Annotated in this window: 13 protein-coding genes; 9 read left to right on the forward strand and 4 right to left on the reverse strand. The window is 67.0% G+C overall.

All coding sequences use genetic code 11. The annotated features are described in order from the left end of the window. The 5 genes from GM672_RS30040 to GM672_RS25085 form a co-directional block, all read left to right on the forward strand. The coding region (locus GM672_RS30040) for a helix-turn-helix domain-containing protein (RefSeq protein WP_211517423.1) at positions 1-80 on the forward strand (80 nt) is incomplete at its 5' end. A gap of 79 nt (positions 81-159) precedes the next feature. Further along, complete coding sequence (locus tag GM672_RS25070) at positions 160-654, forward strand: DUF6328 family protein (protein ID WP_229417939.1); 495 nt, start codon at positions 160-162, stop codon at positions 652-654. A 100-nt stretch (positions 655-754) separates the two neighbouring features. Continuing rightward, entirely contained in the window at positions 755-1,627 is an 873-nt protein-coding gene (locus tag GM672_RS25075) for an alpha/beta fold hydrolase (RefSeq protein WP_229417940.1), read from the forward strand. Between the two features lie 13 nt (positions 1,628-1,640). Next, a complete protein-coding gene (locus GM672_RS30045; RefSeq protein WP_170300234.1) occupies positions 1,641-2,714 on the forward strand; it encodes a sensor histidine kinase in 1,074 nt (357 codons plus the stop codon). Further along, complete coding sequence (locus GM672_RS25085) at positions 2,711-3,427, forward strand: LytR/AlgR family response regulator transcription factor (RefSeq protein ID WP_155473255.1); 717 nt, start codon at positions 2,711-2,713, stop codon at positions 3,425-3,427. Before GM672_RS30045 ends, GM672_RS25085 begins: the two co-directional genes overlap by 4 nt. Positions 3,428-3,597: 170 nt before the next feature. On the opposite strand, the gene GM672_RS25090 is transcribed toward GM672_RS25085, so the two are convergent. Then, a complete protein-coding gene (locus tag GM672_RS25090) occupies positions 3,598-6,999 on the reverse strand; it encodes a S41 family peptidase (RefSeq protein WP_155473256.1) in 3,402 nt (1,133 codons plus the stop codon). Between the two features lie 191 nt (positions 7,000-7,190). Between GM672_RS25090 and GM672_RS25095 the strand changes: the two genes are divergently transcribed. Together GM672_RS25095 and GM672_RS25100 are read left to right on the forward strand one after the other, a co-directional pair. Continuing rightward, the gene (locus tag GM672_RS25095) at positions 7,191-7,979 is read left to right on the forward strand and encodes an NF038132 family protein (protein WP_155473257.1); all 789 of its coding nucleotides are present in this window, start codon (positions 7,191-7,193) and stop codon (positions 7,977-7,979) included. 58 nt (positions 7,980-8,037) lie between these two features. Continuing rightward, a complete protein-coding gene (locus GM672_RS25100) occupies positions 8,038-8,499 on the forward strand; it encodes a hypothetical protein (protein ID WP_155473258.1) in 462 nt (153 codons plus the stop codon). Between the two features lie 101 nt (positions 8,500-8,600). Here GM672_RS25100 and clpA read toward each other — a convergent pair whose 3' ends face one another. Both clpA and clpS read right to left on the reverse strand, forming a co-directional pair. Further along, positions 8,601-10,904 carry an ATP-dependent Clp protease ATP-binding subunit ClpA gene (clpA, locus tag GM672_RS25105; RefSeq protein WP_155473259.1) on the reverse strand — a complete coding sequence of 768 codons (2,304 nt, stop codon included), beginning with the start codon at positions 10,902-10,904 and terminating at the stop codon, positions 8,601-8,603. Beyond that, positions 10,901-11,203, reverse strand: coding sequence for an ATP-dependent Clp protease adapter ClpS (gene clpS / locus GM672_RS25110; RefSeq protein ID WP_155473260.1), 303 nt, complete (start codon positions 11,201-11,203; stop codon positions 10,901-10,903). The genes clpA and clpS overlap by 4 nt, the downstream gene beginning before the upstream one ends. 336 nt (positions 11,204-11,539) lie before the next feature. Here clpS and cspE point away from each other — a divergent pair, with 336 nt between their 5' ends. Both cspE and GM672_RS25120 read left to right on the forward strand, forming a co-directional pair. Further along, positions 11,540-11,743, forward strand: a complete 204-nt coding sequence (cspE, locus tag GM672_RS25115) for a transcription antiterminator/RNA stability regulator CspE (protein WP_107141363.1) — start codon at positions 11,540-11,542, stop codon at positions 11,741-11,743. Between the two features lie 191 nt (positions 11,744-11,934). Beyond that, complete coding sequence (locus GM672_RS25120; RefSeq protein ID WP_155473261.1) at positions 11,935-12,885, forward strand: hypothetical protein; 951 nt, start codon at positions 11,935-11,937, stop codon at positions 12,883-12,885. A 2-nt stretch (positions 12,886-12,887) separates the two neighbouring features. On the opposite strand, the gene GM672_RS25125 is transcribed toward GM672_RS25120, so the two are convergent. Beyond that, positions 12,888-13,290 (reverse strand): response regulator (locus tag GM672_RS25125; RefSeq protein WP_155473262.1); only part of this gene is annotated, 403 nt, incomplete at its 5' end.

A 13,290-nucleotide genomic window follows, 5' to 3' on the forward strand; every position in this document is an offset into this window, starting at 1 on the left:
CCGCCGCCGGCTACCTCGGCATCAGCCGTACCACCTTGTGGCGCCGGCTGCGCGAGGAAGCGGGCGACGGCGGCCCCTGACAGCCGGGCGCCGCCAGGGGCGGCGGACGGCTAGAATTAGCCAAAAGCAGGCCGTCACGACGCGCCGGCGAGAACAATCATGGACAAACAAGAAGAAGACGACGACGAGAAAGAGTCGCTGAAGGACCAGATGGGCCGCCTCATCGAGGAAGCCCGCATGGTGCTGCCCGGCATCCAGGCCCTGTTCGGCTTCCAGACGGTGGCCGTGTTCAACGAACGCTTCGAGGACCTGCCCGGCTACGCCCAGGTCTGCCATATGGTGGCGCTGGGCCTGGTGGTCATCGCCATCGCGCTGATCATGATGCCGGCGGCCTACCACCGCCTGGCCTCGCCCGACCGCGTGTCGCTGCATACCATCAAGGTCTCCTCGCGCGCCATCTGCTATGCACTGGCACCTCTGGCGGCCGGCCTGTCGCTGGACATCTTCGTCGTGCTGCATGCGGTCTCCCACCACCCTACCTTCAGCACGGCCAGCGCCGCCGCCTGCTTCCTGCTGCTGATCGGCCTGTGGTTCGCCTACCCGCTGCACCGGCGGCGCCTGCACGGCTACGGCAGCACGGACGCCGGCGCCTGAGCGGCAGCGCACGCCGCTCATCACGGCATTCGACCGCTCGTCCTCCGCCCTGCCCCGCGAGGCGTCGTCGCTGCGACCATGGGCGCAAGGAGGAAACACCATGACCATGAACTTCATCAGGCAGGCGCTCGTCGCCTGCGCCGTCCTCGCCTTCGGCAACGCGCACGCCGCACCGGCGTTCAAGGCCGACATAACGGGACAAGGCCAGGGCCAGGGCCCGGCCGTGATCCTCATTCCCGGCCTGGCCTCGTCGGGCGACGTGTGGCAAGGCACCGTGCGGCACCTGTGCGGCCCGCGCCAGTGCCACGTGCTGACCCTGGCGGGCTTTGCCGGGCAGCCCCCCATCGATGGCCCGCTGCTGCCGCAGGTGGAACGGCAGCTGGCCGACTATATCGACGCAAACGGGCTGGGCAAGCCCGTCATCATCGGCCACAGCCTGGGCGGCTTCATCGGACTGAAGTTCGCCATCGGTCATCCGGACAAACTGAGCCGGCTGGTGGTGGTCGATGCGCTGCCGGCGCTGGGCGCGACGCAGGTGCCGGACGTCACGCCGGACCAGCTGCGGCGGATGGCGGACGGCACGCGTGCCGCCGTGCTGGGGCAGGATGAGGCGGCCGCGGAGCAATCCCGGCGCGCCACCATCGCCACGATGGTGGCGAAGCCGGAGGACGCCGAGCGTATCGCCGAATGGGGCCGCCGCTCGCACCGCGCCACGGTGGCCGGCGCCATGTACGAGCTGATGTCGACGGACCTGCGGGCCGACGTGGCGCGGGTGCGAACGCCGACGCTGGTGCTGGGCACGTGGGTGGCCTATAAAGCCTTCGCGCCGCGCGCCGCCATCGAGCAGACCTATCGCTCGCAGTACGCGAAGCTGCCCGGCGTGCGCATCGAAATGGCCGACACGGCGCGCCATTTCATCATGGCCGACGACCCGGCCTGGCTGTATGATCGGCTCGACCAGTTCATCCAGTAGATCGAGACCCACCGTGACGACGCCCGCCCCCATCGAAACGCCCCGCCGCATTGCCTGGTACTGGCCGTGCCAGATCGCCGGCTGGACGGGCGTCGTGCTGTTCAACCTGTCCTTCGGCGGCTTGCGCCAGCCCACGGCTGCGATGGTCGCCGTGTGCCTGTGGGGCGGCTGCTCCGGCCTGTTGCTGTCCGACGGCTGGCACCGGCTCTTGCGGCGGCGCGCGGCGGCGGCGATGCCGTTGCCATGGCCCGCGCGGGCGGCCGGCATCATGCTGCTGGCCGTCCTGCAAAGCACGTCGATGTGGCTGGCCTTCCTACTGTTCCAGCCGTTCGGCGCCATCCAGGGCTACGGCTGGATTCCCAATGCGATGCTGTTCTGGCTGGGCTGCTTCGGGGCGTGGACGATCTTCCATGCGGCCGTGCTGTCGATGCGCCGCGCGCGCCATGCGGAAGCACACGCCCTGCGCCTGGCGCTGCAGGCCAAGGACGTGGAACTGCGCGCCCTGCAGGCCCAGGTCAATCCCCACTTCTTCTTCAACAGCTTGAACAGCGTGCGCGCCCTGATCTACGAGGACGCCGACGCCGCCGCGCGGATGATCGACCGGCTGGCCGAACTGATGCGCCATGCGCTGCAGGCGGGCCATGCCCACACGGTGCCGCTGGCAACCGAGCTGGCGGCGGTGGAAGCCTACCTGGCCATCGAGAAGATCCGCTTCGAGCAGCGACTGCGGTGCGCCATCGATGTCGAGACGGGCCTGGCACAGACGGCCATTCCGCCGATGGCCCTGCAGACATTGGTGGAGAACGCCGTCAAGTACGGCGTCGAGGCCGGTGCCGCCGGCAGCGAGATCCGCATCCGCGCGTGGCAGGGCGACGATACGGCCTGGGTCGAGGTGGCCAACACGGGCACGCTGGCAAGCAGCGCCGGCTCCACCCGTGTCGGCATCGTCAATGCCCGCAAGCGGCTGGCACTGGTGCTGGGCGAGCGCGCCACCTTGGACCTGAATGCGGAGGACGGGTGGGTGCGGGCGACCTTGTGCCTGCCCCGCGCCGTGCCGCGGGAAACCGAGGCCGAAACCGCGCGATGAAGATCCTGATCGTCGACGACGAACGCCTGGCCCGGGCCGAGTTGCGCCGTCTCCTGGCGGCACATGCGGACGTGAAAATCGTGGGCGAGGCGGCCAGCGCACAGGAAGCGGTCGAGCGCATCGCCCAGTTGCGCCCCGACCTGCTGCTGCTGGACGTACAGATGCCCGGTGCCAGCGGCTTCGACCTGGTCGAAGCGCTGGACGACCCTCCTGAAGTGATCTTCACGACCGCGTTCGGGCGCTACGCCCTGCAAGCCTTCGACGTCAACGCGCTGGACTACCTGCAAAAGCCGATCCAGGCGGCCCGGCTGGCCACCGCGCTGCTGCGCGCGGCGCAGCGGCTGCCATCGTCCAGTGCGCCGGCAACGGTCCCGGCGACGCCGGCCCGCCGCCTGTTCATCCGTGACGGCGAGCGCTGCTGGTTCGTCGACGTGGCGCGCATCCGGCTGCTGGAATCGGAAGGCAATTACACGCGCGTCCACTTCGACGGCGAACGGCCGCTGACCCTGCGTTCCTTGAGCCAGCTGGAGGAAAGGCTGGCGCCGGGCGGCGCAGGGCGCTTCGTGCGCGCCAGCCGCCGCCATGTGGTCAACCTCGATCACGTGCGTGCCATCACGGCGGGCGCCGGGGGCGGCCTGCAGCTTGCGCTGGCCGACGGTACCACCATCGGCGTGTCGCGCCGCCGCGCCGCCCTGTTTCGCGCACTGGCTTGAAAGGCCTAGGGAACCCCTGATTTATTCATGGCGGCGATCTTCGCCATGAGAAAACGCGCCCAGCGGCGCCACAAATACCCCGCCATACCCCGGTATGACAGGGCATTTGCGTCTTGCTGGACACGTTTTTCAAGACGAATCTCATCCACCAGCAATAAATCAGCGATTCCCTAGTAGTTCAGCGCGGGAATCGGCTGCGCCTGGTAACGCTTGACGGGCGTGTCGGCGATTTTCTTCTTCAGCATTTCCAGGGCCGTTTCCAGCTGGCGGTCCTGACCCTTGAAGGTGGCGTTGGGCAGGTTGTCCACTTCCACGTCCGGCGCCACGCCCACGCCCTCGATCAGCCACACGCCCTTGTCCGTATCGAACTGGCCCATCTCTGCCACGCGCACCATGCCGTTGTCGACCAGGCGATTGCGGTCGCTCAGCCAGACGCCGGCGCCGGCCGTGCGCTTGCCCACCAGCGGGCCCAGGCCGAGGGCCTTGACGCCGGCGGCGAAGGTTTCGCCGTCCGAGTAGGTCAGCTCGTCGATCAGCACGACCAGGTGGCCGCGGAACGTGTTCTGCATGTTCGGCGAGGTCTGGCCCACGGGCGTGCTCCAGAAGGCCCAGGCCTTGCGCAGCAGCTTCTCGATGATCCAGCTGTCGATATTGCCGCCGCGGTTGCGGCGCACGTCGATGACCAGGCCGTCGCGGTTGACGTTGGCGTAGAAGTCGCGCGCGAAGGCGGCGATATCGTCGGCGCCCATGGCGCGCAGGTGCAGGTAGCCGATGCGTCCCTGCGATGCCTGCTCGACCTGCCGGGCGCGGCCCTGCTCCCAGTCGCTGTACTGCAGCGCGGCCTGCTTTGCCATCGACACGGGGATGGCGATCACGGCCTTCGGCGCGCCCCGCGCCGGCTTCACGTGCAGCAGCACCTGGCGCTCGGCCTGGTTCAGCAGCAGGTCCGAGATGTCGCGCGCTTCCAGTACGGACTTGCCATTGACGGCCGTGATGATGTCCCCTTCGCGCACGTCGACGTCGGCCTGCGCCAACGGCGCGCGTTCGCCCGGCAGCTCGCTTTCGCTGCGGTAGACGCGCTCGACGCGGTAGCCGGTGGCAACGCGCGCCAGCACGGCGCCCAGTCCCGAGGGCGTGCCTTCCGGCGCGCTCTTGCGGATGTCGCCGGGCGCCACCTGCGAGTGCAGCGCGCCCACTTCGGCCACCATCATGCCGAGGATGTCGTTCAACTCGGCGCGGTCCGTCACGCGCTCGACCAGCGGCGCGTACTTGTCGCGCACGCCGACCCAGTTCACGCCGCGCATCCTGACGTCGTACAGGAAGTCGCGGTGCATGCGCCAGGCGTCGTTGAACATCTGCTTCCATTCCTGGCGCGGGTTGGAGACGATGCTCCAGTCGTCCACTTTCACGCGCGCCTTGCTCACGTCCGGCGGGGCCTTGGCGGCGGCGTCGACGATCAGCATCTCGCCCGGGTTGCCGTTGCCGGTGCGGTAGTACAGGTGCTTGCGGTCGGCCGCCAGGTCGAAGTCGCGCACGTTCGCTGCGAAGGTCTCCGGCTTCGGTTCGGTACGGGCGATCGCCAGCGTGCGCAGCGCCGGCTTGTTGTCGCTGCCGTCGGCATCGATGAAGTACAGGCGCTTGTCGTCCACGGCCAGCTTGCGGTAGTTGCCCGGTGCCAGCGGCACTTCGAACAGGCGCTGTGCCAGGCCCGCGTACACGACGTCCGGCAGCGCGGGCTTGGGCGGCACGGCCGCCTTCGCGTCCTTGGCCTGCCGGCCGTCCTTGTCCTTGTCCTTCGTGGCCAGCTTGTCGACGGCTTTTTCCACCGCCTTTTCCGCCGCCGTCTCCTCGGGACTTTCGGCCGGCTTGACGGCGGCCCGGCTCAACTCGTCGTCCGGCTTGAACGGGAAGCGGTTCCCCGGCTGCAGCGCCAGCGCGAAGATGCCGGTGCGCTTGTCGAACACGGGGCCCATGTTGCGGTCGCCCCACGGCGAGCCGTTATCGAGCTTGAAGTGGCGCGCCGACAGGAAGTACAGCCAGCGTCCGTCCGGCGAGAAGGCCGGGTCGCCCGACGTGTAGCGGTCGCTGGTGACGAACACCACGTCCTTGCTGGCCAGTGCCACCATGCCGATCTGCTCGCGCTGGGCGTCGCTGGCGCTGCGCACGAAGGCGATGTGGCGGCTGTCGGGCGACCACACGACGTTGTCGTGCTGCTCGATGCCGGCCTTGCCGGCGTCGTCGATCAGGGTGTTCTGGCGCGTGGCCAGGTCGAGCAGCCAGAAGCGGCCCTTCTTGTCCGTGTGGCCAAGCCAGCGGCCGTCCGGCGACGGGTACAGGGCCCAGCGGTGGTTGTTGCCGTCGCGCGTGAGCTGCTCGCCGTGGCCGGAGCCGTCGGCGGCGAAGCGCCAGATCTCGTTCTCCCCCGTCGTGTCGACGATGGCATAGACCCACTTCTCGTCGGCCGAGAAGATGGCGTCGCGCGCCCGCGCCCCTTCCGGCACGGCGATCTCGACGCGGCGCTGGCTGCCCGTGCCGGCGATGCTGACGCGGCCCCGCGCCGTCAGCACGATGCGCTCCTCCTTGCCGGACAGCTGCACGTTCGTCAGCGCCTCCAGTGGCGAGCGGATCAGGCGCGTGCGCTGCTGGTCGAAGTCCGACACGAGGGACACGCGCACGGGTCGCGTGGCGTTTTGTGCCAGGTCGTACAGGTGCAGGTCGGCGCCCAGCTGGAACACGACCTTGCCGTCGCCCAGGCTGGCGTTGCGCACGTCCCAGTCCTTGTAGCTGGTCAGCTGGCGGCGGTTGCCGCCGTCCGGATCGCTCGACCACAGGTTGTCGGTACCGCCGCTGTCGCTGACGAAGACGAGGCGGCCCTGCCACCACATGGGCCGCTTGTTGTTGGCCACGTCGTTCTTGAACACGGGCCGCGCCTCGGCGGCGCCATCGAGGTCGTAGCGCCACAGCTGGGCGTGGGCGCCGCCCCGGTAGTGGCGCACGTTATCGTTGGTCAGCACCAGGCCGTAGCGGGTGAAGAACAGCGTCTTGCCGGCGTCGTCCAGCACGGCGTCGTTGGCATCGGCGACGGGGAAGACGCGGCGCGCCAGCGTGTCCGGCCGCACGGCGGCGACGATGCGGTGCGCGCTGGGCCCGACGGAGTTTTGCGTGCTGACCAGCACCTCGCCCTGCGCCGTCCAGCCCAGCACCGTGACGCTGCCGTTCTCGAACGTCAGGCGCCTGGGCAGGCCGCCTGCCAGCGGCATCACGTAGGCCTCCTGGGATCCCTCGTAGCTGCCGGCGAAGGCCACCCAGGCGCCGTCCGGGGAAATGGCGGCATGGGTCTCGGCGGCCGCGTGCGTGGTCAGGCGCTGGGCCGGGCCGCCGGCCACATTGGCGCGCCACAGATCGCCTTCGGCCGTGAAGACGACGGTGTCGCCGCGCACGGCGGCATGGCGCAGGTAAGGCGCCTGGGACGATGGCGGCGTGGGCGCAATGGACGCAACGGGGGCAGCGATGGCAGCGGCGGCGCCGGCGGCGAGAAGGCTGGCGGCAAGGGCGATGCGGGACAGGAACATGATGCATTCAGGTAAAAGCGGAACAGCGATTCTGGCACAGTTTTCGATACGGAAATAGCACTTCCCCTGCGCCTGCTGTCGGAATTTTTTACAACCGCGGTGGCTGCGGGTGGGCCTGCCCGGCGGCCGTGTCGCGGCATGATAAATGCATCGCCCTTGTTCCCCATCAAACCGCAAGGAAAGGACTCGTCATGAACAGGCATTTCACCCGCGCCGCCGCCGCGCTGCTGGCCGTGCTGGCGCAAGACGCAGCGGCCCAGGTCTTCGACGGGGGCATTCCCGCCGGCTGGACGTGTCAGGGCCATTGCGGCGTGGCCGAGGCGGACGGCGACGTGCCGCTGGCACCCGGCGGCGGCAGCCGCTACGGCTGGGTCTCCAACCACGATGGCGTGGCCGGCGTGCGCCTGCCGGGCGTCGGCGTGCCGAACGACACCCGCAACGGCAGCCTGCTGACATCGCACCGCTTCGAGGCCGCGGCGGGCGCGACCCTGGCAATGCGCTTCAACTACATCACCACCGATGGCGGCGACTTCGGCGACTATGCGTGGATTCGCCTGCGCGATGGCATGGGCAGCCCCGTCGCCATGCTGGTGACGGCACGCACCTCGCCCGGTGGCGGCGCCGTGCCGGGCCACGGCATGCCGCCCGGTCAGGCCACGCTGACCCCGCCTCACCTGAATGTCTGGGGCACGGAGCCCGAGTGGAGCCCGCTGGGCGCCGATTCCGACACCTGCTATGTCACGCCCTGCGGTACGACCGGGTGGGCCAGCGCGAGCTACGCGATCGGTACCGCCGGCAGTTACGTGCTGGAGTTCGGCGTCGCCAATTGGGTCGATGCGTCGGCCGACAGCGGCCTGGCCTTCGACGCGCTGACCCTGGACGGCGTACCGCTGGCGCCCGTCCCCGAGCCTGGGATGCCCGCCCTGCTGGCCGCCGGCCTGCTGGTGTTGGGCGCACGTTACGGGTGGCGATGGAAATGATTGCTATTTAGATAAGCGCGCGCTAAGCTGCTCGCCAATTACTTATTTTTTCGACATCATGGGTTACCACGTCACCATCCTGCGCACGCGCGAGGGCATCGAACGCCCCTTTACGACAGCCGAGGTCACGAGCGCGCTGGCGCGGATGAACAGCCCCTATGTGCTGGTGCCCGATGCCCGGGCCGATGCCCGGCTGATCGATCCCGCTCAGGGCGACGAAAGCGAGCTGATCTTCTTGCAGGTGGGCGAGCTGTGGGCCAGCAATCCCAGCCCGGGCCTGCTGGCAACCATGATCGAACTGGCCGGCCAGCTCGATGCGCGGGTGCGCGGCGACGAGTTCGAGACCTACCGTACGGTCGACGAAACCTATACCCACCCGGACGATGTGCCGGAGATCCGGCGGCAGCACCTGCTGCGCGAGAGCGCGACGCGGCGGCGCACCGTCAACGCCCTGATTCCCATCGGCGCCGGTGCTTTGCTCGGTTGCCTGGTGCTGCTGATGAAGAAGCACGGCAGCTGAAGCGGCGCGAGATCGACGCCAGTACGTACAAGAACCCGCTCAGGAGCGGGCGGCAAGCGTAAAAAAACCCGCTCGAGAGCGGGTTTCGTGTGGCATCCGTCTTATTCCACTTCCACCGTTTCCGGTGGCGGCAGCGGCGCCGCGTCCGGTTCCGGGAAGTCCAGCTTGATCTGGTCCTTCTCGTCCAGGTCGACGGTGACCTTGCCGCCGGCTACCAGGCGGCCGAACAGCAGCTCGTCGGCCAGCGCCTTGCGGATCATGTCCTGGATCAGGCGCGACATCGGCCTTGCACCCATCAGCGGGTCGAAACCCTTCTTCGACAGGAACTTGCGCAGGTTCTCCGTGAAGATGGCTTCCACCTTCTTCTCGTGCAGCTGTTCTTCCAGCTGCATCAGGAACTTGTCGACGACGCGCAGGATGATTTCCTCGTCCAGCGCGCGGAAGCTGATGATCGCGTCGATCCGGTTGCGGAACTCCGGCGTGAACATGCGCTTCAGGTCGGCCATCTCGTCGCCGGTTTCCTTCGTGTTCGTGAAACCGATCGGCGCCTTCTGCAGCGCTTCCGCGCCCGCGTTCGTCGTCATGATGATGATGACGTTGCGGAAGTCGGCCTTGCGACCGTTGTTGTCCGTCAGGGTGCCATGGTCCATCACCTGCAGCAGGATGTTGAAGATGTCCGGATGGGCCTTCTCGATCTCATCGAGCAGCAGCACGGCGTGCGGCTTCTTCGTGATCGCTTCCGTCAGCAGGCCGCCCTGGTCGAAGCCGACATAACCCGGCGGCGCGCCGATCAGGCGCGACACGGCGTGGCGCTCCATGTACTCGGACATGTCGAACCGGATCAGTTCGATGCCAAGGATGAAGGCCAGCTGCTTGGCCACTTCCGTCTTGCCGACACCGGTCGGGCCGGAGAACAGGAACGAACCGATCGGCTTGTCCTGCTTACCGAGGCCCGCACGGGCCATCTTGATGGCCGAGGCCAGCGCCTCGATGGCCGGGTCCTGCCCGAACACGACGTTGCGCAGGTCGCGGTCGATCGTCTGCAGCTTGCTGCGGTCGTCCTGGTTGACGGTCTGCGGCGGGATGCGGGCGATCTTCGAGATGATTTCCTCGATCTCCGTCTTGCCGATGGTTTTCTTCTGCTTGGACTTCGGCAGGATGCGCTGCGCGGCACCGGCTTCGTCGATGACGTCGATGGCCTTGTCCGGCAGGTGGCGGTCGTTGATGAAGCGGGCCGCCAGCTCGGCCGCCGTCGACAGCGCCGACGACGAGTACTTGACGCCGTGGTGCTCTTCGAAGCGCGACTTCAGGCCGCGCAGGATCTGCACGGTCTGCTCGACGGTCGGCTCGTTGACGTCCACTTTCTGGAAGCGGCGCGACAGCGCATGGTCCTTCTCGAACACGCCGCGGAATTCCGTGAACGTGGTCGCACCGACGCACTTGAGCTGGCCGTTCGCCAGGGCGGGCTTCAACAGGTTGGACGCGTCCAGCGTTCCGCCCGAAGCCGACCCGGCACCGATAATCGTGTGGATCTCGTCGATGAACAGGATGCCGTTCGGATTGTCCTTCAGCTGCTTGAGCACGGCTTTCAGGCGCTGCTCGAAGTCGCCGCGGTACTTGGTGCCGGCCAGCAGCGCGCCCATGTCGAGCGAATACACGACGGCGTTGGCCAGGATTTCCGGCACGTCGCCCTGCGTGATGCGGTAGGCCAGGCCTTCTGCGATGGCGGTCTTGCCGACACCGGCCTCGCCCACCAGCAGCGGATTGTTCTTGCGGCGGCGGCACAGGATCTGGATCACGCGGTCGACTTCATCCTCGCGCCCGATCAGCGGATCGATCTTGCCTTCGGCGGCGGACTTGTTCAGGTTCTGCGTGAACTGGTCCAGCGGGCTTTCCTTGGCCTGGCCGCCTTCGGCCTGGGTGCCCTCCTCGACGCCCTCGGAGGCCTTCGCCGTGTCGCCCGACTGGTCCTTGCGAACGCCGTGCGAGATGAAGTTGACGACGTCCAGGCGCGTCACGCCCTGCTGGTGCAGGTAGTAGACGGCATGGGAGTCCTTCTCGCCGAAGATGGCCACGAGCACATTGGCGCCCGTGACTTCCTTCTTGCCGTTGGAAGCGGACTGGACATGCATGATGGCGCGCTGGATGACGCGCTGGAAACCCAGCGTGGGCTGGGTGTCCACTTCGCCCGTACCAGGGACCGTGGGGGTGTTGTCGCCGATGAAGTTGGTCAGGGTCTTGCGCAGGTCCTCGATGTTGACCGCGCAGGCACGCAACACTTCCGCCGCCGAAGGGTTATCCAGCAACGCCAGCAACAGATGCTCAACCGTGATGAATTCATGCCGTGCCTGCCGTGCTTCGACAAACGCCATGTGCAAACTTACTTCCAATTCCTGCGCAATCATACTTCCTCCATCACGCACTGCAGGGGGTGGCCTGCCTTGCGCGCATGCGTTAAAACGAACTCCACTTTTGTCGATGCAATATCTTTCGAGAACACACCGCACACGCCTTTGCCGTAGCGATGCACGCTCAACATAATTTGTGTTGCCGTTTCACGATCTTTGTTGAAATACTCCTGGATGATTGCCACAACGAACTCCATTGGTGTGTAGTCGTCGTTTAACAACGCCACCTGGTACAGGGGTGGCGGCTTCAGCGCTTGTCGCTCCAGGACGGTCTCAGTGTCATGCTTGGTTGCCATACGCTTATATTCTAATGCTTTCGTGACCGATGCAACGCCCGTTTAGGGATGCGTTTCCGTTTGTTCTCAATCTTACGCGCTTTCTCGACTTGTCGCAGATGGCGCCCCCTGTCCCGAAATCAAGAGTTCGGCATGTCATCCCCTCATATTTCGTGTTGCAAAAATCTTACTACCGCCGGTACAAAGCGCTTGACATTAAAAATTGTTCCGCCAACAATGCCATATCGACTCGTGCAGAAATGTACATGTTGGTAAGAAGTGAGTTGTCGAGGAGGGGGCAGGAAGCTTCTTGCTTTTATGGCTCGTGTGATTCGTTAATATTTGAAAGTTCTTTTTATGGCAACAGGTACCGTTAAGTGGTTCAATGACTCCAAAGGTTTTGGCTTCATCACTCCTGATGATGGCGGTGAGGATTTGTTCGCGCATTTCTCCGCAATCAACATGAACGGCTTCAAGACCCTGAAAGAAGGTCAGAAGGTGCAGTTCGAAGTCACGCAAGGCCCTAAAGGCAAGCAAGCTTCCAACATCCAGGCGAGCTGATTTGCTCCCCCAGACGTAAGAGAACCCCGCCACGGCGGGGTTTTTTTTTCGCCCTGCGCTTCCCGGCCCCCTGCCTGATATTGCTCAAGGTAAAGTTTTCCGCTGCTCAGCCGTAATCGGGTAAGCCCCTCCCGGCGGCGGCCCTGCGCGGGCGCTGCCGGCAGTTCCACTGACCTTGCGCAGGACATACCGTGATAGTGACGCAACACCCCCGCACCTGGCGCGCCCGGCTGGACGCTCCCGTCCCCGACCGCATCGGCGCCGCGCCGCCCGAACTGATCGACGAACTGGTTGCCTATGTGGCCATGGTCAATGCACTGACGGGCAATCCCGCCGTGACGGTCGCCGCCGCCGCGCCCCGGGACCTGCTGGACGACGTGCGCGCGGCCATTGGCGGCATGCCCGACGCCGTCACCGGCATGCTGCCCGGCGTGCTGCTGGGCGTGTACTTCGCCCATGCGCTGGGCTCCTCGGCCATCACCGACATCGTCACCGACGAACAGGGCGACACCATCGGCACCGTCGTCGCGCTCGACATCGACGCCCTGCTGACCCGGCGCGCCAACGCCTGGGCCACGTGGAAGGAAAGCAGCCCGTTCCTGCCTTCCCCTTCGACTACCCTGGAGGTGCGCATCGCCGACGCGCCGGACGACACCCGCGTGGGCGCCATCCAGTTCCTGCTGCTGCATGAATTCGGCCACGTGCTGACGGCCGGCACGGGCTTCCTGCCCGACTGGTGGCGCATGCCGGACGGCGTGCGCGCCGCCGGCGACTACAGCTTCCTGCCGCTGGCCTGGGATATCCACGCCGACAACCGCATCCTGCCCCGCCACGGCGAGGACTTCGCCGGCCGCGACCGGGTGCGCTATTACGGCGAGGCCCAGCTGGACGGCGACGAGCTGCTGCCCGTGTATGCGTCGCTGCAGCAGTCCAGCTTCCCGACCCTGTACGCCAGCACCAATGCCTACGACGATTTCGCCGAATCGTTCGCCACCTACGTGCACTGCGTGCTGCTGCGCCGGCCGTGGCAGGCACGCGTGCTGCGCGACGGCGCCGTGCAGCATGTGACGGACGATTTCTGGTCCAGCCCCCGCAGCGCGCCGAAGCGGGCCTTCATGGAGCGACTGCTGGCGCCGGCCTGACGTCAGGCCCGGGACACCTGGGCCAGCAGCGCCTGCACTTCGGCCGGCACGGCCGGTTTCAGCAGGTGATGGTCGAACCCGGCGGCGCTGGCCCTGGCGCGGTCGTCCGGGGCGCCCCACCCCGTCAGCGCCACCAGCGTGACATGACGCGTGACCGGCAGCGCGCGCAAGTGCCGCGCCGTCTCCAGCCCGTCCATCACGGGCATGCCCAGGTCGAGGAAGGCCAGGTCGGGCAGGAAGGATTGGGCCAGGGCCAGCGCGCCGGAGCCGTCATACGCGATGCGGGTGTCGTGCCCGCCCAGGCGCAGCAGCGCGTCCAGCGACTCGGCGGCGTCGGCGTTGTCGTCGGCGATCAGGATGCGCAACGGCGCCACCGGTGGCGCCGCCTGCCGCACCGGTGCGGCA

This window comes from Pseudoduganella buxea (assembly GCF_009720835.1).
Lineage (GTDB): Bacteria > Pseudomonadota > Gammaproteobacteria > Burkholderiales > Burkholderiaceae_D > Rugamonas > Rugamonas buxea.

Coding starts and splice junctions, on each gene's coding strand:
- GM672_RS25070 (WP_229417939.1), top strand. CDS start 160: ATGGACAAACAAGAAGAAGACGACGACGAGAAAGAGTCGCTGAAGGAC.
- GM672_RS25075 (WP_229417940.1), top strand. CDS start 755: ATGACCATGAACTTCATCAGGCAGGCGCTCGTCGCCTGCGCCGTCCTC.
- GM672_RS25085 (WP_155473255.1), top strand. CDS start 2,711: ATGAAGATCCTGATCGTCGACGACGAACGCCTGGCCCGGGCCGAGTTG.
- GM672_RS25090 (WP_155473256.1), bottom strand. CDS start 6,999: ATGTTCCTGTCCCGCATCGCCCTTGCCGCCAGCCTTCTCGCCGCCGGC.
- GM672_RS25095 (WP_155473257.1), top strand. CDS start 7,191: ATGAACAGGCATTTCACCCGCGCCGCCGCCGCGCTGCTGGCCGTGCTG.
- GM672_RS25100 (WP_155473258.1), top strand. CDS start 8,038: ATGGGTTACCACGTCACCATCCTGCGCACGCGCGAGGGCATCGAACGC.
- clpA (WP_155473259.1), bottom strand. CDS start 10,904: ATGATTGCGCAGGAATTGGAAGTAAGTTTGCACATGGCGTTTGTCGAA.
- clpS (WP_155473260.1), bottom strand. CDS start 11,203: ATGGCAACCAAGCATGACACTGAGACCGTCCTGGAGCGACAAGCGCTG.
- cspE (WP_107141363.1), top strand. CDS start 11,540: ATGGCAACAGGTACCGTTAAGTGGTTCAATGACTCCAAAGGTTTTGGC.